Raw genomic sequence first — 20268 nt, 5'->3', positions numbered from 1 at the left:
AATCACCTATCTTTATTAGCTAAAAACTGTCGCAATGATGTTTCATCCATTTGTTGATTCTCGGTATATATTTCACGTAACTTTTCTTTTTCGTTTTTTTTCTCAATTATTATTTCGAACTTTTTCACTTCAACATGTGATTGTGTTAACAACACTTGTTTTTTTTCCATTATTGCGCGTTTTTTACTTACTTCAAATTCTACTGTTTGTATTTTCTTCTTTATTTCATCGATATAAGCATAATGTGTAGCTAATGTAGTGACTGTACCACTAGATGTAAGATAGAAAGCATATTGTTTTTCGACTTCTTCTTTTTTCTGTAATAACTGATATAACTTTGTCGCAACAGTTTCAAATTCATTCATTGCTTCTTGGTAATTAAGTTGTGCCTCATTTTTCAAGCGCTCTTGATGTGACAATATTTTTTGAAAAGCTTTTATATTTGTCATGCTTTTTTACCTCCATATAAACTGGTTTCAAGTATATTCATTGCATCATCTCTTGAAAACGACTCTTCCATTCCCTGTTTCAGAAAGGAAATAATCTTTGGATGTAACTGAATTGCTTGATCTACTTCTCGGCTTGTCCCTCGTTTATATGCACCAATTTGTATTAATTCATAATTCTCCTCAAATGTTGATAAGATTTTACGAACTTCTTGTGCTATTTTTTGATCTTTTTCTGAAGTTATCTGTGGCATTACACGACTAATAGATTTCAATACATTTAAGGCTGGAAATTGTCCTTGTTCTGCTAGTTTTCTATCTAAGACAAAGTGACCATCTAGTATCCCTCTTGTTGTATCTGCTATTGGGTCGTTTAAATCATCTCCATCTACTAGTACTGTGTAAAACGCTGTAATCGTTCCTTTATCACTTGTTCCTGTTCGCTCCAACAATTTAGGTAAGATGGAAAATACAGAAGGTGGATAACCTTTAGTTGTTGGCGGTTCTCCAGTCGCTAGGCCAACTTCTCGCTGCGCCATTGCAACGCGTGTAACAGAGTCCATCATTAAATTGACATTTAAACCTTGATCACGAAAGTATTCGCTTATTGCCGTTGCTGTGTATGCACCCTTAATCCGCATTAGCGCAGGCTGATCAGATGTCGCAACAACTACAATCGATTTCTTTAGCCCTTCTTCACCAAGGTCTTTTTCAATAAACTCTCGAACTTCTCTACCACGTTCACCTATCATTGCAATAACGTTAATATCCGCATCGCTGTTACGGGCAATCATTCCGAGTAGGGTACTTTTACCAACACCACTCCCTGCAAAAATACCAACACGTTGGCCCTTTCCAACTGTTAACAATGCATCAATTGTTTTGACACCCAGTTGAATAGGTTCTAATATTCTTGGACGAGATAATGGATTTGGCGGTGTTCTCTCAGTTAAATATGACATTAAACCTTTAGGAAGCGCTGAATCATCTAACGGAAGTCCCATTGCATTTACAACTTTTCCAATTAAACCTCGTCCAACTTTTATCGTAAGTGGTTTATCTGTTGCTTCTACAAGACACCCTGGACTAATTTCATTGATGGATGCATAGGGCATTAAAAGGACATTTTCATCATGAAAACCAACCACTTCTGCATAAATTTTCGTTTTTGCAGAAGTGTGAATATAACAAACATTTCCAATACTAACCGCAGGACCTTTTGATTCAATCATAAGTCCCACTACACGTTGAATCTTGCCAAAGCGTTTGTACAAATCCGAACTTTCTATTGATTCTACATACGTATCAAGATTCACGATTAATCCCCTCCGCTATGTCCAACAATGCGTGACGTAAGGTTTCTAATTGACTATCTACACTTGCATCTATTTTTCCAAAAGGTGTTTCGACAATACAATCACCTTCTGATAATGATTCATCTGGGTAAAATATCAGATCTGCTTTCGTATCAATTATTAATCGTAGTTCACTTTCATACTTTTGCAGCGTTTGAAAATCTCTTGGATTTGAAAAAATACGAATGGATGGCTGGTCTAAGACTTCTTTTAGAACTTTTTTTGTGATTTCGACATAAGCATCACTTTCGACTAACTTATGCTGCACAATTTTTGAAGCTGCTGCTATACCTAACCGTAATATTGTTGGTTCCGAACGCGATAAGATTATTTGCGCTTCTTCTTCAGCTAGTTTAATAATCTCCTGCGCTTGATCTAGTAATGCTTGATATTCTTTTAGACTCTCTTCTTTCCCTACTTGAAACCCATCTTGATATCCGATTTGTTTTGCTTCTTCAATCCAACGCTGTTTTTCTTCTTGCCAGTTTTTCTCTTCATTTTTTATTTTCAATTGTGTATCAGTAAATAAATGATCCGTTTGTTCTATTGTTTGCTGCAATTGCTGTTTCGCTTGTTGTAATTGAATTTCTATATTAGCTTTTTTATCTAATAGATTTTCTTCTGTGAAATCTTGTCGTATTTCTAGTGGTTTAATACCAATCACTTTACTTGGTGTGATTTTTCGGCCTAATTGGTTAGACAATAATATCATCTCCTCCACCACGTGCAATAACAATTTCACCGACTTCTTCTAAGCGACGAATTGCTGAAACAATCCTCGATTGGGCCTCTTCTACATCACGTAAACGCACAGGACCCATAAATTCCATTTCTTCTTTGAATGTTTCTGCCATTCGATTCGACATATTACTAAAGACAACTTCTTTGACTTCATCACTTGCTACTTTCAGTGATAGGCGAAGATCATCATTTTCAACTTCACGTATGATACGTTGAATTGCACGATTATCTAATGTAACAATATCTTCAAACACGAACATTCGTTTCTTGATTTCTTCTGCTAACTCTGGATCTTGAATTTCTAATGCATCTAGTATTGTGCGTTCTGTACTTCTATCCACACCATTTAATACTTCAACCACTGCTTGAATTCCACCTGTTTGGGTGTAATCTTGTGTTACTGTGGCAGACAATTTTCGTTCCAATACTTGTTCTACTTCATAAATTATCTCAGGTGATGTTGAATCCATTATTGCGATTCGTTTTGCAATATCAGCCTGCATTTCTTGCGGTAATTCTGACAAAATTTGACCTGCTTGTTCTTTTTCTAAATAGGACAAGATTAAAGCAATTGTTTGCGGATGTTCAGTTTGGATAAAATTTAAGATTTGACCTGGATCTGCTTTTCTCGCAAAATCAAATGGTTTAACTTGTAAGGATGAAGTTAAACGACTAATAATATTACCCGCTTCATCTGCTCCTAACGCTTTTTCCAAAACGGTCTTTGCATAATTTATACCACCCTGTGCGATATAATCTTGTGCCAAAGCAATTTGATGGAATTGGTCTAACACATCTTCTTTTTGATCGGCTTCTACTTTTTTTACAGAAGAAATTTCTAACGTTAGTTTCTCTATTTCTTCTTCTGTTAAATGTTTGTATAGCTGTGCCGAAACATCTGGCCCTAGCGAGATTAATAGAATCGCAGCTTTTTGTTTACCTGATAATTTTTGTTTCCTTGCCATGAATTCTTCCCCCTAATCCTCAGATATCCAGCTGCGTAATAACTTAGCGAATTCTTCTGGTTTATCATTCGCCATTTTTTCAAGCTGTTTTCTTCTGATTGATGATTCGGTATCTGCTGCTGTTTCCATATCAGGAACTTCAAATGTCTCTTGTGACACTACTTCTTCACTATATTCAACTTCTTCTGGTTCTCTTCGTTTTCTTACTAGCATAATGATAAGGCCGACTACTAGAAGAAGTAATATCCCTCCTACTATATAAACCCATGTTGGGATTCCACCTACATTAGGTGTATCTGCCGTTTGGATGCCACTGAATTCTTGAAACACAATTGATGTTTTATCTTCTGGATTAATTTCCCCATATGTTCCATCAATAGACGTAGAAATGATTGAATCTAGTATCGATGCGATACTTTCTTCTACATTAGCTTGTTCTTGTGCTGTTAAAAGCTCTAATTCACCATTTGCATCAAGTGTTTCTTTTGTATTATCTACTGCAATTTGAATGCCTAAATCTCTAATTTTATAAGGACTCTCTGTAATTTCACGTTGGATTCGATTAAATTCATAATTAATTGACTCTTGAACATTTTCGTATTCACCATTGTCAGCGCCATCTTCAGCAACATAGTTAGCCACATCATCTTCGCCTACACCCACATCACCGGCTGCTGCTGCACCATTTCCAGTGTATGTCTCTGTAATCGTTTCAACACTAACCGGTAAACCTTCAACTTCTTCACCGTCTACTTCTACTGGTTCAACTAGTTCTTCTATTCGATTCTCTTGAGTGAAGTCAATATCAGCAGTAACAGATGCTACTACTTTATCTGCACCGACCATTGTCCCAAGCATTTGTTGCACACGACGCTGAATGTCTCGTTCTATATCTTTTTTGATTGTCTGTTGTGTGCTATATGCATTACCACTTGCTACATTTGTAGAACTATTTTGATCGTAATAATTAAAGTTTTGATCCATTATGACGATATTATCTGTAGTAAGGTTTGGTACTGTCTTAGAAACTAGCAGATAAAGTGAATCAATTTGACTTTCCTCAAATTGATAACCAGGTGTTGTTGTCAGAACAATTGATGCCGAAGCTTCCTGCACTGCATCACTTACAAAAACCTGATCCTCTGGTATATTAAGCATGACTGTAGCATTTTCAATACCTGAAATACCCGTCATTAAATTAGCTAATTCTGTCTGCAATGCATCTAGTTTCATTACATTAAATTCACCATCTGTCATTCCCCAAGAAGTATTTTCACTAAAGAAGGAATAATCAATGTTACCGCTGCTAGGTATTCCTTGTGCAGCAAGATCGACAAGCAATGTATCTGCCTCTTCTTTCGGTACGTTAATTACTGTCCCAGCACCTTCTACTTCATATTTCACGCCTCTGGTATCTAATTCTGCTTTTATCTGCCCTACTTCTTGGACAGATAAATTACTATACAATGGAACCATTGTAGTCCTTGTTGCAAAGAAGCTGCCACCAACTACAATTAGCAAAAATAAAAGAATTAATGATATCCCAAATCCTTTTTGTTTCGTTGATTTACTTTGCCAAAACTCTATGATTTTATTTTTATATGTTATTAAGCTCTGTTTCATTTTCTGCCTCCATACAACAAGTCAACCAATTGTTTCTTATATTTGCATTCGCATAATTTCATTGTAAGCATCGAGCGCCTTACTACGGACTTCTACAGCTGCGTTTAATGTGACACTGGCTTTTTGTGCTGTAATCATTACGTCATGTAAATCATCTATTTCACCATTTGCAAGTGCCTCTGTTTTTATATCAGATTCAATTTGAGATGCGTTTAATTGTTCAATCGCGGATTTGAGTTGATTTGAGAATTGATTTTGTGCTTTACCAACAGAAAGGTTAGAAGCTGTGGTTTCCTGATTTATTAAGGTAGGTGTTTGTAATGCTTGGATATTTATTGCCATTTAGTTAATCCCCTCTCCATAATTACTTTCCAATTTCCAACGCTTTCATTAACATACTTTTCGTTGCATTAATAGACGTTACATTTGCTTCATACGATCGTGTTGCGCTCATTAAGTCGACCATTTCTTCTAATGGATCCACATTTGGCATAGAAACATAACCATCTTCTCCAGCATCTGGATGGGTTGGATTGTAAACTTCAATAAACGGTTCATCATCTTCGGAAATTTCATCAACACGCACACCAGATCCGGTTCCTTGTTTTAAATTTGACGCACGATTTAAATAGGAAGAAAAACTAGCATCTTTTGCTTCAAACGAAACCGTTTTTCTTCTATATGCCTCATATTCTCCATCTTCATTGATTGTTGCTCTAGTCGTATCCGCATTCGCAATATTAGAGGAGATCGTATCCATTCTTAACCGTTGTGCAGTTAACGCACTGCCACTTGTATTAATTGAATTAAATATACTCATTATGCCCCTCCTCGAATTACAGTTTGTAAACTATTAAGTTTACCATTCATACGGTCAACTAAAGCTTGATAGTAAATTTGATTGTTTGCTAGTTCTGTCATTTCTTTATCGATATCGACATTGTTACCGTTGTGATTGTATTGGGTACTATTATTCGAAACAATACGAGATGAACTTTCACTGCTACCAAATGTCAGATGATCTTCGTGAGTTCTTTTCGCCTGAAACCCACTACTAATCTCTTGGTTAAGTACATCTTTGAATACAACGTCCTTAGCCTTGTAATTAGGCGTATCAACATTCGCGATATTGTTTGCAATTGTTTGATTTTTAGTTGTTGCATAATCTAAGCCATTTTGTAAACTTGAAATCGTACCACTGAAAAGTGACATACAAGTTAGACCTCCTAAAAAATAAATAAACCGTCGAAAAAAGTTCTTCACTATCGAATAGTGTAATTTAAATATGACTTACTGTCTACGTTGTTTTTGTAGATTCTGACTTTAGATGCTAACCTTCGTTACAGAATAGAGACTAAAGAACCATTTTTATATGTAACGTGTAAATTTTTTATCGTTTTATGTCGAAAACATGCAATTATGCTTTTATTATTGCACATTCAAAGGGAAATAGGAACAACAAATTTGGTCAAATTTCAACAAATATGCTCTAAACTGTACTAAATCATAATTTATTTTAATAAAAGATGCCTTTATTCCGGCACTTATTTTATTTAATAATTTTAAACTAGGTATTTAGTTTCATCTTTTGTTTATTTTATTAAATTAACCGTCATACCAAAAAAATACGTACTAATCGTTGACTGTTTTAAGTTTGGAGTATAGTTTATTGCTTAAAACAACCTACTTTTTAAAAGGTTTTTGTTTATCCAAAAACACAGACGTAACGTGCTTGATTACGTGAGCAAATGGTTTCGATCGAATGAGTAATTGCGATGCAGTCAAAAAGGGATTAGCTTTCCGTGTGCAAAACCATTTACATTCTTTACTCATATAGATCGTAATCATTTGTTTAAATATGACCAATAGGAAAGCGATCTTTACTTATCCGAGTTAGCTGAAGCCGTGCCTGCAGAAGTTGTCCTAATAATATAAAAAAAAAGCTAAAAAAGTAGCATTCTGAATTTATCAGAATGCTACTTTTATTTAGTTTGATCTAATTTTTTGTAGTTCTACTAAAAACTTGTTATTAAGAACTTTAATGTACGTTCCCTTCATTCCTAATGAACGAGATTCAATAACGCCAGCACTTTCTAGTTTGCGTAATGCGTTAACAATTACAGATCTAGTAATTCCTACTCGATCAGCAATCTTACTCGCTACTAGCAAACCTTCCGTACCATCTAATTCTTCAAAAATATGTTCAATCGCTTCTAATTCACTATATGATAATGAGCTAATTGCCATTTGCACAACAGCTTTACTACGTGCCTCTGTCTCAATTTCTTCTGTTTTTTCATGTAAAATTTCCATACCGACAACTGTAGCACCATATTCAGCAAGTAGTAAGTCATCGTCATTAAAACTATTGGTTAAACGACTTAATATTAATGTTCCAAGTCTATCTCCACCACCAATAATAGGAACAATTGTTGTTAGACCACTTTTAAATAATTCACGATTTTCAACTGGGAATGCTGTATATGAGCTGTCAATATCAATATTTGAAGTCGTTTCATTAATATTAAACAAACTATCAGTATATTCCTGAGGGAACTGTCTTTCCTCTAACATTGATTTCATTCGTTCATTTTCAATTTGTTGATTAATTGCAAAACCTAATAACTTTCCTCTTCTACTAACAACAAAAATATTTGCCGTGATAATGTCACGCAATGCCCCAGCCATGTCATTAAAGTTTACTGATTTACTTGTTGTTTTTTGCAAAATAGAATTGATTTTTCTTGCTCTTTCTAATAGTTCCATGATGTTCCTCCACTCTGATTTTAGGTATCCTGTTATATGAATTGTAAGATAAGTGAAAATCGCATCCATTTAGAAGAATGACTTATTTTCAACTTTATAAAATATATTGACTTAGATCTTTGTTTTTAGCAATGGAGCTTAGCTTATCGTTAACATAACTTTCGGTAATCTCAATTGTTGGCATTGTTACATCAGCTGCTTCATATGATAATTCTTCTAATAGCTTCTCTAGAATAGTATGCAGTCTTCTCGCACCAATGTTATCAGTTTCTTGATTTACTTGAAATGCTACTTCTGCCAAGCGAGTAATCGCATCATCTGTAAATAGTACCTCTATACCTTCTGTTTTCAATAAAGCTTGATATTGTTTTAACAGTGCATTAGAGGGTTCAACTAAAATTCGTTTGAAATCCTCTATCGACAGTTTTTCTAATTCAACGCGAATCGGAAAACGGCCTTGCAACTCAGGTATTAAATCAGACGGTTTAGCCATATGAAAAGCACCTGCAGCAATAAATAAAATATGATCGGTTTTGACTGCCCCATATTTTGTTACCACAGTTGAACCTTCGATAATTGGTAGGATATCACGTTGTACACCTTCACGAGATACATTTGCTTGGTTTTCATTTTTAGCAGCAACTTTATCAATCTCATCAATAAAAATAATACCTGATTGCTCTACTTTATCCGTTGCGATCTGTGTTACTTCATCCATATCAATTAATTTATTCGCTTCTTGTTGGGTTAAAATCTTTCGTGCATCTTTAACAGCCAATTTTCTTTTTTTCTTTTTCTTCGGCATTAGTTGACCGAAAGCATCTTGCATATTCATTCCCATTTGTTCCATACCCGAACCTTGCATCATATCAAACATAGAAGGTGTTTGTTCATCTACTTCAACTGAAACAATAACATCTTCTAGTTCTCCCAACTGCAACTGACGGGCAATTCGCTCGCGTTTCGTTTCAACTTCTTGGTCTTTCTCATTCACTTCATCTGTTTGTTCTTCTTGTGTGTCTTGGCCTTGGAAAAGCATTTCAAACGGATTCTTAAAATTATTTTGTTGTTTTTTTACAGCAGGGACAAGTAATTTAATTAAGCGTTGTGTAGCCAACTCTTTCGCCTTATCTTGTACTTGTTCCATTTTTTCTTCTTTGACCATTCGAATCGACATTTCAACAAGATCACGTACCATTGACTCGACATCACGTCCTACATAACCAACTTCAGTGAACTTTGTTGCCTCAACTTTCACAAAAGGAGCACCTACTAATTTAGCCAATCTTCTAGCAATTTCCGTTTTACCAACGCCAGTAGGACCAATCATTATAATGTTTTTCGGAACAATCTCATCACGAATTTTATCATCTAATTGCATCCTGCGATAACGATTTCTAAGTGCAATAGCAACAGACTTTTTCGCTTGCATTTGACCAATAATGAACTTATCCAGCTCCGCAACTATTTGTTTCGGGGACATATCCATTCCCATATATATAGCCTCCCTACTTTACTCAATAACTTCTAATGTAATTTGATCATTCGTATACACACAAATGTCACCCGCTATTTCTAAAGCTGCCTGTGCAATTTCTTTAGCAGATAATTCTGAACTATGGTATTTCAATGCTCTTCCTGCAGCAAGCGCATAGTTGCCACCGGAACCAATTGCTAAAACGCCATCATCAGGTTCAATCACTTCTCCAGTTCCTGAAACGAGTAATAACGTTTCTTTGTTCATTACAATTAGCATCGCTTCTAGCTTGCGTAAGACTTTATCACTTCGCCATTCTTTCGCTAATTCAACGGAAGACCGTTGAAGGTTACCATTAAACGCTTCCAGTTTTGCTTCAAACTTTTCAAAAAGAGTAAACGCATCTGCTACTGATCCGGCAAAGCCAGCTAAAACTTGCCCCTTAGCTAATTTACGTACTTTACGTGCCTTATGTTTCATTACTACTGCATTTCCCATGGTAACTTGGCCATCACCACTCATCGCACATTCTCCATTATGTTGAATCGCAAAAATAGTTGTCGCATGAAATTCTGAACTCATCTTTCCACCTCTTTCAATTATCTCTATTGATTGCACGAGGGTGACTATCCATATAAATATGGCGCAATCGATCCTTCGTTACGTGTGTATAGATTTGTGTAGACGAAAGATGTTCGTGTCCCAATAATTCTTGCACACTTCTTAGATCAGCACCGGCATTTAACATATGGGTAGCAAATGTGTGCCGAAGTGTGTGTGGATGAAGATTAATCGTTAAGGCAGTGTCCTTCACTATATTAGTGAAAATCAATCGAACACCACGGGTCGTAAGTGGCTTGCCTTTTGCATTCAAAAAAATCATATTCGTTGGAAAAGAATTTGGTTTTTTCAACAAAGATTCTCGTCCATCACTTATATATCGTTTTAAAGCTATTTCCGCAAATGAACCGAATGGTATATAACGTTCCTTGCGCCCTTTACCGATAACTAAAATTGTTTTCAAACTAAAGTCAATTGCATCTTCCGTTAGCGTTGTGCATTCACTTACTCGAATTCCAGTTGCATACATAAGCTCTAACAAGGCCTGATTTCTTTGACCTAATGGAGTCTCTAAATCACAAATAGTAAATAATTTTTCTAGCTCTTCTTGATATAAAAAATCTGGTACCATCTTATCTGCCTTTGGAAGTGATAGATGTAAAAATGGATTAGTTTGAACCTTTTCTTCTCGTTCTAAGAATCGAAAAAAACTGCGTAGACTTGATATTTTTCTGGATACACTGCGTCTGGATAACTGCAGATCATATTGTTTGGTCAAAAATATACGCACTGTTTGATAATCAACTTCAGACAAGAAATGAATCGATTCTTCTGAAAGGAATTTGTAAAATGATTCAATATCTTTTGTATAATATGTTAATGTGTATGGCGATGCATTCTTTTCAATTTGTAGGTATTCTCGAAATTGTTGCAGTAGTATAGTATTTTCATCCATTGCTTCCATAAATTCACCTCATTATAGGCGGTTAAAGCTTAACATATTAAAAGTAAGGTTGCAATTGAAAATTCTGAATTGTTTTATACATATGTACAATTACTTTATGACCTGTCAAGTATTATTACTTACCACCGAAAAATTATAGCTGTTTCCATTCAGGATGTCAATCCATATTTAATACTCTTTTCAATTGAGACGTTCATCCCAATATTATAATTTTCTATTAGTATCATTTATATCCTATTATTATGTAATATATCCTTGTCTAACAACAAAATTACATACATTATCTTAAAAAAAGCAATCTGTGTGATCTCACAGATTGCTTTAAATAATTTCTACTCTTGCGCTTCTTCTTGATAATCACAAGATGTACATTGTATTTGTGTTCCTTTTTTAGCTTTCTTTTCAACCAAAAGATTTTCACATTTTGGACAAGGGCGTGATACTGGTTTATCCCATGAGATAAAATCACATTCTGGATATGTATCACATCCAAAGAAAGTTCTTTTCTTCTTTGATTTTCTCTCTACTACATTACCCGTTTTACATTTAGGGCACGTCACACCAATTTCTTTTAAAATTGGTTTCGTATTACGGCACTCAGGGAAATTGGAGCAAGCTAAAAACTTCCCATATCTGCCCATTTTGTAAACCATTTCGTGTTCACAAAATTCACAGTCAATTCCCGCCGGTTCATCACGTATTTCAACTTTTTCCATTTCAAGTTCGGCTGTCTTTAAGCGTTTATCAAATCCTTGGTAGAAATCATCGATGATTTGCACCCAATTTGTTGTGCCCGCCTCGACTGCATCCAAATCGCCTTCCATTTTAACGGTAAATGCAACGTCAATGATTTCAGGGAAAAATTCTTCAACGAGATCCAGAACAATATAACCAAGTTCTGTTGGCACAAATCGCTTGTTGTCCAATGTAACATAACCACGTCTTTGTACGGTATCAAGCGTAGGTGCATAGGTTGATGGTCTTCCTATACCTTGTTCCTCCATCGTTTTAACTAAGCGCGCTTCCGTGTAGCGTGGAGGTGGCTGTGTAAAGTGTTGGTTTGGTTTAATTTCAGTTGCTTCTACGTGCATACCTTCTTCTAGAGCAGGTAAAAGTTTATCTGCATCAGATATATTATCATCGTTACCTTCTACATATACTTTCATAAACCCTTTAAATTTAACTTTAGAACCAGTAGCCCTAAATTCCACACCATTCTGCACTAAATGTACTGTCATCGTATCCATCACTGCTGGAGCCATTAGGCTAGAAATAAATCGATCCCAAATTAATTTATATAATCTATATTGGTCCCTCGATAGTACACTTTTTAATGAAGCTGGATCACGAGATGCAGCTGTTGGTCGAATTGCTTCGTGTGCATCTTGGGCACCTTCAGCGTTTTTCTTTTGTTTCACATCTCCGATAAACTCAGCTCCGTACTTCTCGATAATAAATTCCTTTCCTTCGTTCTTAGCCGTATCAGATAAACGAGTTGAATCTGTTCTCATGTAAGTGATCAAACCAGTAATTCCACCATCTTTTTTACCTAAATCAATTCCTTCATATAACTGTTGCGCAACCATCATTGTTTTTCGAGCTCTAAAATTCAATTTTCTAGCTGCTTCTTGTTGAATCGATGATGTTATAAATGGTGCTGATGGATTTCGTTTTCTTTCTCGCTTCTTCACTTTGTCTACTAGGAATGATTTATCTTTTAATTCGGTTAAGATTTTATCTACTTCTTCTTTGTTAGGTAATGCGGTCTTTTTACCTTTGATACCATAAAAAGCACCATCAAATATCTCACTATCTTTATCAAATAAACCATCAATTGACCAGTATTCTTCTGGTTCGAATTTTTCTATTTCACGTTCTCTATCAATAATCATTTTCACTGCTACTGATTGAACTCTACCAGCACTGAGTCCTTTCTTTACTTTCTTCCATAAAAGCGGGCTAATATTGTAACCTACTAATCGATCTAGAATTCGACGTGCTTGTTGTGCATCTACTAAATCCATGTTAATACTTCGTGGATGTTTGAATGATTCTTTAATTGCATCTTTCGTTATTTCATTAAATACGACACGACAATCTGATGTTTCATCAATACCTAAGCTATGAGCAAGGTGCCATGCAATTGCTTCCCCTTCTCTGTCAGGGTCAGCTGCTAGATAAACTTTTTTAACTTTTTTGGCTGCTGCTTTTAATTCTTTTAATACAGGACCCTTACCACGAATCGTGATATATCTTGGGGTAAAGTGATCGGTTACATCTACAGCCATTTGACTTTTTGGTAAGTCACGTATATGTCCCATTGATGCTTTCACTTTATATTTTTTACCTAAATATCGTTCAATTGTTTTTGCTTTTGCTGGTGATTCTACTATTACAAGATAATCTGCCATTTCTTTTCCTCCCAAGAGGTTTCATTTCGTCTACTCTTTTTTTCGATTATATTCACACTATACACTAAAATTAATAATTGGTTCATTTTATTAATAAATCTTCACTATTATTAAATACTTCTTATTGATTTGTCAAACATAAGCAAGTGAATTATCTTCTTAATTTGCATATATTTGACCAAATTCGATTAAAGTTTGACACCATTTCTGTTTAATTTGTTCCCATTCCTCAATCAAGTCAGAGGTATTTTGCACTAATTTTGCGCCATCTTGAATCATCTTATGACAACCGTTCGTTTGAACCAACCAAGGGGCACCTGGAACAGCATATACTTCTCTACTCTGTTCTAATGCTTGATCAACTGTAATTAATGAACCACTTTTTTCCTTTGCTTCTATTACAATAGTACCAAAACCTAAACCACTTATTATTCTATTTCGTTCAGGGAAATAATAGCGTTGAGGTGGAAAATCAGGAGGATACTCAGAAATAACCAACTGTTCTTGAACTAATTTTCTATATAATTCTCTATGTTGTTTTGGATAAATATGTTGGAGACCACTACCTAATACTGCAATTGTCTTACCTTCATAGTGACACGCCATTTTATGTGCATAGCCATCAATACCTAAAGCCATACCACTAACAAACAACCAGTCAGCTTTAACTAGTGGTGTAAGGATATAGTGCATTTTCCGTTTAGCTTCAGGTGAAGGATTTCTTGTACCAATCACGCTTAACGAAGGATTATGGTTAAGTAATTCGGGATTACCTAAGCCATATAATACAAGTGGTGGATCCGGGATTATCCTTAGAGCTAACGGGTAATTTGGATCTAAAATCGTCCATGTATGAAACTTTTCCAAGTCTTGATGGATGCTTTCTATTATATTCTGATTATGTAGATCTTGATATAATTTGTTTGCACGTTCACTTGATATCGATAACATCGACATTAATGCAGTTGGTTTTAAATCATATATAGTTGTTAGGGTGGGATCTATTCGTAGTATTTTATGAATAAGGGCTCTAGTTGTGGGATTACATCGATGAAGATGAATAAGTCGAAAACGCGTATTATACAATACACAGCACTCCTTTTTAATTTTAAAATTAACACTTTTGTATTATTTCAATAAAAGTATTAACTCTATAGTATAAAATTGGCAAGAAATTGTCTATATGTTTTTTACTATAAACGATCATATGCTATCTCAAAGACATCCTCTAAAACTGTTCAACTTACCAGTAGATGAAAATTGCGACGTAGATTCCTTACCCGCTGGCGTCAGTATATAAGGCTATGTTATATTGAGTTCTTCAATCATACTTGAAAGCTTTGAAAGAGTTTTCCAATTACGTACAGTAGCTGGAATCTCAAGCTTCTTTAAATTATTGTGAAGCTTAGAATTTCGGATGCTATCATGGAATAAAAGATAGACATCTCTTCCTTTTATGACACACTGTTCTTTATCATTTATATATGATAATAATTTATCACTATTGGACGTGGAGGGTGCTAATGGCAACATAGCAACATACAAACACTCTCCCTTTGCAGAAGCAGTCGCCCTTGATATATCGAACTCTTTAAAAGGTAATCCCTTAACAAGATCATGTAATTCTTTCGCAGTCCTGATAACAACAGTACTTGATACTCCAAAATCTTCTTCAATTTTATGGTGGATTTTCTCTTGTGTAACTTCTTCGGACTCCATCGACTTAAAAAGGATATTTCCACTTTGAATATATGTTTTTATATTCTGTAGACCTAATTGTTCAAGCGAACTTCTTAATTCTGCCATCTTTATTTTATTATGTCCTCCAACGTTAATCCCTCTAAGTAGCGCTATATATCTTTCCATACTAAGCTCCCACTTTCCTTTTCCAATATGAATTTGATGAAAAATCCTTTTTTTCAGTGTGCTGATTCTCTGTATTCTAAGTAAGATTGGTTTTTCGCGCTCTATTAAAGTAGGTGTAACACATCAACCGCAGGTAACGTTTAATGGATATTACTACCATTATTATAAAGTTTGAACTAAGCTGCGATAGAAACCAGACTTAATAAAATTATAATAATCGTAATCCATAATGATAAGGTTCTACCTAATTTTGCCCCGAAGTCATTTTTGAACTTATAACCCAGAATCAGTGCTGGTATATAGAAAATAAGCGAATAAAATATTGTATAGTGCACTCCTGTGTCACCGTTTGACCAGGGACTTAATTTAATAAATCTTAATAGTCTATCTCCATAGGCTTCTTGATTAGCAAATGAAACAGAAAATAATAGTCCAAATATGAATAGCAATAATGAGATCGAACCTAAACCAATTCTTTTATAATCTTTTTTCAAAAGTAAAGCCTCCTCCATCCGATTATCACTTTTTTACTGATACCTTAATTATACTAAAAATAGATTAAAACGGACATTATTCTAAAAGAATACGTTTTTACAGTATCCTTTTTACAGTAATTATTAAATAGTAGTGAAGCACGGAAGATAAGATTAAGATTTATAAAGTAATTCTTAAATACGCAGGCACCAGTGGGAACAACACAACCGAACAGGCACTATATGTCGGAGTTTATCCATATTTCAAAATCTTTATAAACAATAACAAAGCCTCCAATCTATTTAAAAAGATTGGAGGCTTATATTTATTTACCTTTTCGTTGGTTTAACTCTAGGTTTTTATCGATATGGTAGATATAAGAGAACACTTCTGCAACTACTTGATATAGATCCTCTGGTATTTTTTCATTAATATTTAGCTCACCTAGTAATTCAACTAAGTTATGATCTTCTTGAATTGGCACATTTGCTTCTCTTGCCCTTTCTATAATTTGCTCTGCAACATATCCTTTTCCAGTCGCAGAAACTTTTGGTGCTTGTTCACTTTTTTGATCATAGCGCAGGGCAATCGCTCGTTTAGATTTATATTCATCACTCATATTCGATAATCAACTCCTTGATGGATGGGTGATTGCGTTTCTTTTTTCGGTAACATAGAACTCTCGTTATCCACTTCAGCAGTTATTTGTTTGTATTTCACTGTAGAAAGTTGATAGCCATTTTTCTCTAACCCTTGTTGCAGCATGGGTTTTACACCATCCAACAACGTAGCTACCTCTTCATGTTTATTATGGATTGTTAACTGGACAACTCTTTTCTGAATCGACACATCTATCATTGTATCGCCCATTTTTTCTAATGATAAATAAAAGACCACGCGGCAATAGTCAGGATTTATTTGACCATCTTCTCCTTTTTTGCTTTCAAAATCAACTTTGACATCTTTCTCTAATCCAAAAAGACCTGGTAATTGCATACTTGCCTGTAGAAAACCCGCTTCTTCTTTTACACTTGCTAATTGCATGCCATTTAGTGTTTGTAAGAGAGACTCTAATTCAGATTTTCCTAACTGGCCTGATTGCATCGATTGTAATACTAATTGTTTTAAACTATTTTCTTGTTGGATGTTCTTACTATTTTCTTGAAGAAGTTGGTGTTCATAATCTAATCCAGAAAATGATAGGAACTGCTTAGCATGCAACAGGAACTGCTCTTTCATTGAAAAATTACCACTTTCTCTCGATAAAGGTGCTAATATATCTGTTAATTTAAGCTCGATATTTTTAGGCAGTTGTTGTTCTGCGACTTTTTTTAAATCAGTAAAAACTTCTTCCAAGTTTGCTAATGAACCTTGCTGCTGCCAATTCATGAAATTCTGCTTCGCTTCACCAGTTAAAACAGTAACTATTTTTGATGTAACACCTGGTTGTTCTAAAAATGTTTGCAATGCTTGCAATTGTTGTGATGATACTCTTGCTTCACTAGTATTCGTCTGAAATAATTTTTGGAGCTGGTATACTTGTGCATCTGTTAGTGGCACTTGCACCTGAAATAAAGCTTTTAAGTTTGCAAAAGCGGATTGATTATCAATAGATGAGCTTAAACCAGTAGTTTGTTGCTGATTTATTGGGTATAATTCTCCTGAACTAATACCCGCTTGCTTTACTAATTGTACCGTCGCTTGATCACCCGTTTGGATTTGTTTTGAAAGTAGCGTAGATAAATCATTTTGCATGTTCATTCTTGCATTGTTACTACCTTTTGAAAAAGAAACGAATAGATCCGATAACTTACTCTCGACACTTTTAGTAACTTGTTGATCTGCAACCATTTTTAAAGCAGTGACAACTGGCACTAAGTTTGACAAGGTGGGTTGCTGTTGCCAATTCGTAAATTTTTGTTTCGCATTTCCAGTTAAAATGGTAGCCATTTTTGCTGCTGTCGATGGCTCATTCAGAAATGTTTGTAAAGCTTGTAATTGCTGTGGAGAAATTTTCCCTCCGCTTGTATCCGAATACTGAAATATTTTTTGAAATTGTTCTACTCGCTGATTGGTTAAACCTAATTGAGATTGAGCCAACGCATTTAATTTTGCTAAGATTGTTTCTTGGTTTGATGGCGTTGTTGCTGTTAACAAGTTAGTGATACCCGCTTGTCTTACTAGTTGTAAAACAGCTGGATCCCCTTTTCCAATTTGTTGCGAAAGAAGGGTAGATAAATCAGTTTGACTCGTTGTTTGTGGCAACAGCATATTAATCCGATTAAGTAAAGGTTCATTTTCCGCTGTTCCCGCTAAGATTGATTGTAAATTTTGCAATTGTGTATTTAAAGGTTGCTTTCCTTCACTGGACATTGCCCCATACATTGTTGATGTAATCGGCAACTGACGACGCATCATATCCATTAGTAACGCTGATCCTTTACTGTCTTTTCCTTGTTGCATTTGCAAAGCTTGCTTTAACTCAGATGGACGAAAGGGGATTTCAGATGTGATTAACTGTTTTACAAATTGGAGATTTTCTTTTGTTACTGGTAGCTGTAGCTGCTTTAATAGTGCTGACGCTTGGTTTTGTGATGTTTGGTTCGCAGGTACATCTGTTAAAACTTTTAGATGTACTAACTTATTACCTGTTTCCACCTGAAAAAAATACTCTCCGTCTAAGTTCAGTGCTGTCTGTAATTGAGCAACAAATTTCTGATTGCCCAATTGAACAGATGCTCGTTGATTCGGATATATTTCTAAAATTTTACCAGATATGATTTGACCTGGTCTTAAGACCATTTGATTTTGCTGTACTTTTGAGGATGAAGCTGATCGCTGCGTTGATGACACATCCATTGATTGAAAAGCCACCTAAATCCCCTCACTTTCGTTTTATCGGTGCAAATGATTGCCGATGAAATGGTGTAATTCCATACGCTTTTATTGCCTTAATGTGATCTTTCGTACCGTACCCTTGATTTTTATTAAAAAAGTAGTTTGGAAATTCATTATGTAAATCGAGCATCATCTTATCTCGTGTAACTTTAGCCAATATACTAGCCGCAGCTATCGAAATACTTTTTTCGTCCCCTTTTATAATAGAATCCATTGTATACGGCATATTTGGCAATGGCATGGCGTCAATTAATAAATGATCAGGAATTGTACTCAATTTACTAATTGCTTGCTTCATCGCTCTTATTGTTGCTTGATATATATTAATTCGATCTATTTCATTGTTATCGATAATACCTATACTATAACAAATTGCGTGTTCTTTAATTTGATCGCAAAGTGTCTCTCTCATTGATTTAGACATTTGCTTTGAATCGTTAATACCAGGGAGGTAGATATCCTCTGGTAAAATAACTGCTGCAGCTACAACTGGACCTGCTAATGGTCCTCGCCCTACTTCATCAATTCCAGCGATTCGTTTTTTTCCAAGTTGATAGTTTTTACGCTCATAAGCCATCATTTGGTCAAATTGTTTAGACAATGCAGCTTCTTTAGCCAACTTTTGATCATATTGCTTCACAACCGTTTGAACACCTTTTCTAGGGTCCGTTTTAAAACTATTTATTTCTTCTGCCGTAGCAGCACCTTCGTTTAACATTGCCTTAATTACAGCAATTGATTGTTTATTCCCCATCACAATCTTCCTCTCACATATATCTTATATCGTCTTCTATTTCAAAAAATAAAGACATCCACGAATGGAATGTCTTTATTTTTCTATTAATAGTATACTTTTAAATAAAAACTCAGCTGTTTTCTGGTCTTTCTAATGTAACTCTTCCGATCTTACCAATTCGCAGATCGTGAATGATAAGTTCTGCAGTTTTTTCCATGTTAATATAACCGCCACTCTCTAAAGAACCTCTGAGCCTACCAATATGTTCAAACAATTTTTCCATATCATCTATTCGTTCAGTCAATTGATAACGTGTTTCTAACAATGAAAAATAGTTAGCTTGGAGATATTCTAAAACAAACACAGCTACATCATCTATCGGTAACAGTTGATCTTTAATTGTTCCAATTGCCGCTAAGCGATAGCCAACTACTTGATCTTCAAATTTAGGCCATAATATACCTGGTGTATCTAGTAACTCAAAGTCTTTATTTATTTTAATCCACTGTTGACTTGTTGTAATACCTGGTCTATCACCGGTTTTTGCAATCTTTCGATTAACAAGTCGATTAATCAATGTTGATTTCCCGACATTTGGAATTCCAATGATCATGGCTCGTCCAGCTCGTGGTCGGACACCTTTACGTTTCAAGCGTGCCATCTTTTCTTCAGTCATTTTTTTAGCCATTTCAATTACTTGTTGAATATCCTGTTTATTCTGCACATCGACAGCTATAGTTGGTATATCATTAGATTCATTATACTTAATCCACTGTTTGGTTATAGTTGGATCCGCTAGATCTCGTTTCATTAGGACACGCATCTTCGGTTTCTGTTGGATAACTTGATGTAACATTGGATTTTCTGATGATAATGGCGCTCTAGCATCAACCAATTCAATTACAAAATCCACAAACTTAAGTTTTTCTTGTACTTCACGTCTTGCTTTTGCCATATGACCCGGAAACCATTGAATGGGCATAGA

Annotated in this window: 20 protein-coding genes; all 20 read right to left on the bottom strand. The window is 35.1% G+C overall.

All coding sequences use genetic code 11. From position 1 onward, the window contains the following. Nucleotides 1–2 precede the first annotated feature (2 nt). The 20 genes from fliJ to ylqF all read right to left on the bottom strand — a co-directional run bounded on the left by fliJ (nucleotide 3) and on the right by ylqF (nucleotide 20265). Complete coding sequence (gene fliJ / locus D2K60_RS14520; protein ID WP_117169709.1) at nucleotides 3–449, bottom strand: flagellar export protein FliJ; 447 nt, start codon at nucleotides 447–449, stop codon at nucleotides 3–5. Next, nucleotides 446–1762 carry a flagellar protein export ATPase FliI gene (fliI, locus tag D2K60_RS14515; protein ID WP_117169710.1) on the bottom strand — a complete coding sequence of 439 codons (1317 nt, stop codon included), beginning with the start codon at nucleotides 1760–1762 and terminating at the stop codon, nucleotides 446–448. The genes fliJ and fliI overlap by 4 nt, the downstream gene beginning before the upstream one ends. Next, nucleotides 1752–2504 (bottom strand): flagellar assembly protein FliH, encoded by a 753-nt coding sequence (fliH, locus tag D2K60_RS14510; protein WP_162880742.1) that lies wholly within the window; start codon nucleotides 2502–2504, stop codon nucleotides 1752–1754. Before fliH ends, fliI begins: the two co-directional genes overlap by 11 nt. Then, a complete protein-coding gene (fliG, locus tag D2K60_RS14505; RefSeq protein ID WP_117169712.1) occupies nucleotides 2497–3507 on the bottom strand; it encodes a flagellar motor switch protein FliG in 1011 nt (336 codons plus the stop codon). Before fliG ends, fliH begins: the two co-directional genes overlap by 8 nt. A 12-nt stretch (nucleotides 3508–3519) precedes the next feature. Continuing rightward, nucleotides 3520–5130, bottom strand: a complete 1611-nt coding sequence (gene fliF, locus D2K60_RS14500) for a flagellar basal-body MS-ring/collar protein FliF (RefSeq protein ID WP_117169713.1) — start codon at nucleotides 5128–5130, stop codon at nucleotides 3520–3522. 36 nt (nucleotides 5131–5166) lie between these two features. After that, on the bottom strand, nucleotides 5167–5472 hold the full coding sequence (fliE, locus tag D2K60_RS14495) for a flagellar hook-basal body complex protein FliE (protein ID WP_117169714.1): 306 nt from the start codon (nucleotides 5470–5472) through the stop codon (nucleotides 5167–5169). A gap of 22 nt (nucleotides 5473–5494) precedes the next feature. Next, nucleotides 5495–5950: a flagellar basal body rod protein FlgC gene (gene flgC, locus D2K60_RS14490; protein WP_117169715.1), complete on the bottom strand. Its 456-nt coding sequence runs from the start codon at nucleotides 5948–5950 to the stop codon at nucleotides 5495–5497. Further along, nucleotides 5950–6342 (bottom strand): flagellar basal body rod protein FlgB, encoded by a 393-nt coding sequence (gene flgB, locus D2K60_RS14485; protein WP_117169716.1) that lies wholly within the window; start codon nucleotides 6340–6342, stop codon nucleotides 5950–5952. The genes flgC and flgB overlap by 1 nt, the downstream gene beginning before the upstream one ends. 774 nt (nucleotides 6343–7116) lie before the next feature. Then, nucleotides 7117–7896: a GTP-sensing pleiotropic transcriptional regulator CodY gene (codY, locus tag D2K60_RS14480; protein ID WP_117169717.1), complete on the bottom strand. Its 780-nt coding sequence runs from the start codon at nucleotides 7894–7896 to the stop codon at nucleotides 7117–7119. Nucleotides 7897–7990: 94 nt separating this feature from the next. After that, complete coding sequence (gene hslU / locus D2K60_RS14475; RefSeq protein ID WP_117169718.1) at nucleotides 7991–9391, bottom strand: HslU--HslV peptidase ATPase subunit; 1401 nt, start codon at nucleotides 9389–9391, stop codon at nucleotides 7991–7993. Between the two features lie 18 nt (nucleotides 9392–9409). Then, entirely contained in the window at nucleotides 9410–9955 is a 546-nt protein-coding gene (gene hslV, locus D2K60_RS14470) for an ATP-dependent protease subunit HslV (protein WP_117169719.1), read from the bottom strand. A gap of 13 nt (nucleotides 9956–9968) precedes the next feature. Continuing rightward, complete coding sequence (xerC, locus tag D2K60_RS14465; RefSeq protein ID WP_117170376.1) at nucleotides 9969–10889, bottom strand: tyrosine recombinase XerC; 921 nt, start codon at nucleotides 10887–10889, stop codon at nucleotides 9969–9971. Nucleotides 10890–11230: 341 nt separating this feature from the next. Beyond that, nucleotides 11231–13309, bottom strand: coding sequence for a type I DNA topoisomerase (topA, locus tag D2K60_RS14460; RefSeq protein WP_117169720.1), 2079 nt, complete (start codon nucleotides 13307–13309; stop codon nucleotides 11231–11233). 159 nt (nucleotides 13310–13468) lie between these two features. Next, complete coding sequence (gene dprA, locus D2K60_RS14455) at nucleotides 13469–14395, bottom strand: DNA-processing protein DprA (protein ID WP_117169721.1); 927 nt, start codon at nucleotides 14393–14395, stop codon at nucleotides 13469–13471. A 216-nt stretch (nucleotides 14396–14611) separates the two neighbouring features. Beyond that, a complete protein-coding gene (locus tag D2K60_RS14450) occupies nucleotides 14612–15175 on the bottom strand; it encodes a DUF1697 domain-containing protein (RefSeq protein ID WP_117169722.1) in 564 nt (187 codons plus the stop codon). Nucleotides 15176–15351: 176 nt separating this feature from the next. Beyond that, complete coding sequence (locus tag D2K60_RS14445; protein ID WP_117169723.1) at nucleotides 15352–15669, bottom strand: hypothetical protein; 318 nt, start codon at nucleotides 15667–15669, stop codon at nucleotides 15352–15354. Nucleotides 15670–15974: 305 nt separating this feature from the next. Continuing rightward, nucleotides 15975–16268: an EscU/YscU/HrcU family type III secretion system export apparatus switch protein gene (locus tag D2K60_RS14440; protein WP_117169724.1), complete on the bottom strand. Its 294-nt coding sequence runs from the start codon at nucleotides 16266–16268 to the stop codon at nucleotides 15975–15977. After that, on the bottom strand, nucleotides 16265–18523 hold the full coding sequence (locus tag D2K60_RS14435) for a hypothetical protein (protein ID WP_162880743.1): 2259 nt from the start codon (nucleotides 18521–18523) through the stop codon (nucleotides 16265–16267). Before D2K60_RS14435 ends, D2K60_RS14440 begins: the two co-directional genes overlap by 4 nt. Before the next feature lie 10 nt (nucleotides 18524–18533). Beyond that, nucleotides 18534–19301 carry a ribonuclease HII gene (locus D2K60_RS14430; protein ID WP_117169726.1) on the bottom strand — a complete coding sequence of 256 codons (768 nt, stop codon included), beginning with the start codon at nucleotides 19299–19301 and terminating at the stop codon, nucleotides 18534–18536. Between the two features lie 112 nt (nucleotides 19302–19413). Then, a complete protein-coding gene (gene ylqF, locus D2K60_RS14425) occupies nucleotides 19414–20265 on the bottom strand; it encodes a ribosome biogenesis GTPase YlqF (protein WP_117169727.1) in 852 nt (283 codons plus the stop codon). Nucleotides 20266–20268 lie beyond the last annotated feature (3 nt).

The organism is Paraliobacillus sediminis (assembly GCF_003426055.1).
The sequence above is the reverse complement of the archived record's forward strand: the minus strand, read 5'-3'. Positions and strand labels throughout refer to the sequence as shown.

Coding starts and splice junctions, on each gene's coding strand:
- fliJ (WP_117169709.1), bottom strand. CDS start 449: ATGACAAATATAAAAGCTTTTCAAAAAATATTGTCACATCAAGAGCGC.
- topA (WP_117169720.1), bottom strand. CDS start 13,309: ATGGCAGATTATCTTGTAATAGTAGAATCACCAGCAAAAGCAAAAACA.
- hslV (WP_117169719.1), bottom strand. CDS start 9,955: ATGAGTTCAGAATTTCATGCGACAACTATTTTTGCGATTCAACATAAT.
- ylqF (WP_117169727.1), bottom strand. CDS start 20,265: ATGCCCATTCAATGGTTTCCGGGTCATATGGCAAAAGCAAGACGTGAA.
- fliG (WP_117169712.1), bottom strand. CDS start 3,507: ATGGCAAGGAAACAAAAATTATCAGGTAAACAAAAAGCTGCGATTCTA.
- hslU (WP_117169718.1), bottom strand. CDS start 9,391: ATGGGAATGGATATGTCCCCGAAACAAATAGTTGCGGAGCTGGATAAG.
- fliF (WP_117169713.1), bottom strand. CDS start 5,130: ATGAAACAGAGCTTAATAACATATAAAAATAAAATCATAGAGTTTTGG.
- D2K60_RS14450 (WP_117169722.1), bottom strand. CDS start 15,175: ATGGAAAGATATATAGCGCTACTTAGAGGGATTAACGTTGGAGGACAT.
- xerC (WP_117170376.1), bottom strand. CDS start 10,889: ATGGATGAAAATACTATACTACTGCAACAATTTCGAGAATACCTACAA.
- codY (WP_117169717.1), bottom strand. CDS start 7,896: ATGGAACTATTAGAAAGAGCAAGAAAAATCAATTCTATTTTGCAAAAA.
- flgB (WP_117169716.1), bottom strand. CDS start 6,342: ATGTCACTTTTCAGTGGTACGATTTCAAGTTTACAAAATGGCTTAGAT.
- fliE (WP_117169714.1), bottom strand. CDS start 5,472: ATGGCAATAAATATCCAAGCATTACAAACACCTACCTTAATAAATCAG.
- D2K60_RS14430 (WP_117169726.1), bottom strand. CDS start 19,301: ATGGGGAATAAACAATCAATTGCTGTAATTAAGGCAATGTTAAACGAA.
- flgC (WP_117169715.1), bottom strand. CDS start 5,950: ATGAGTATATTTAATTCAATTAATACAAGTGGCAGTGCGTTAACTGCA.
- D2K60_RS14440 (WP_117169724.1), bottom strand. CDS start 16,268: ATGAGTGATGAATATAAATCTAAACGAGCGATTGCCCTGCGCTATGAT.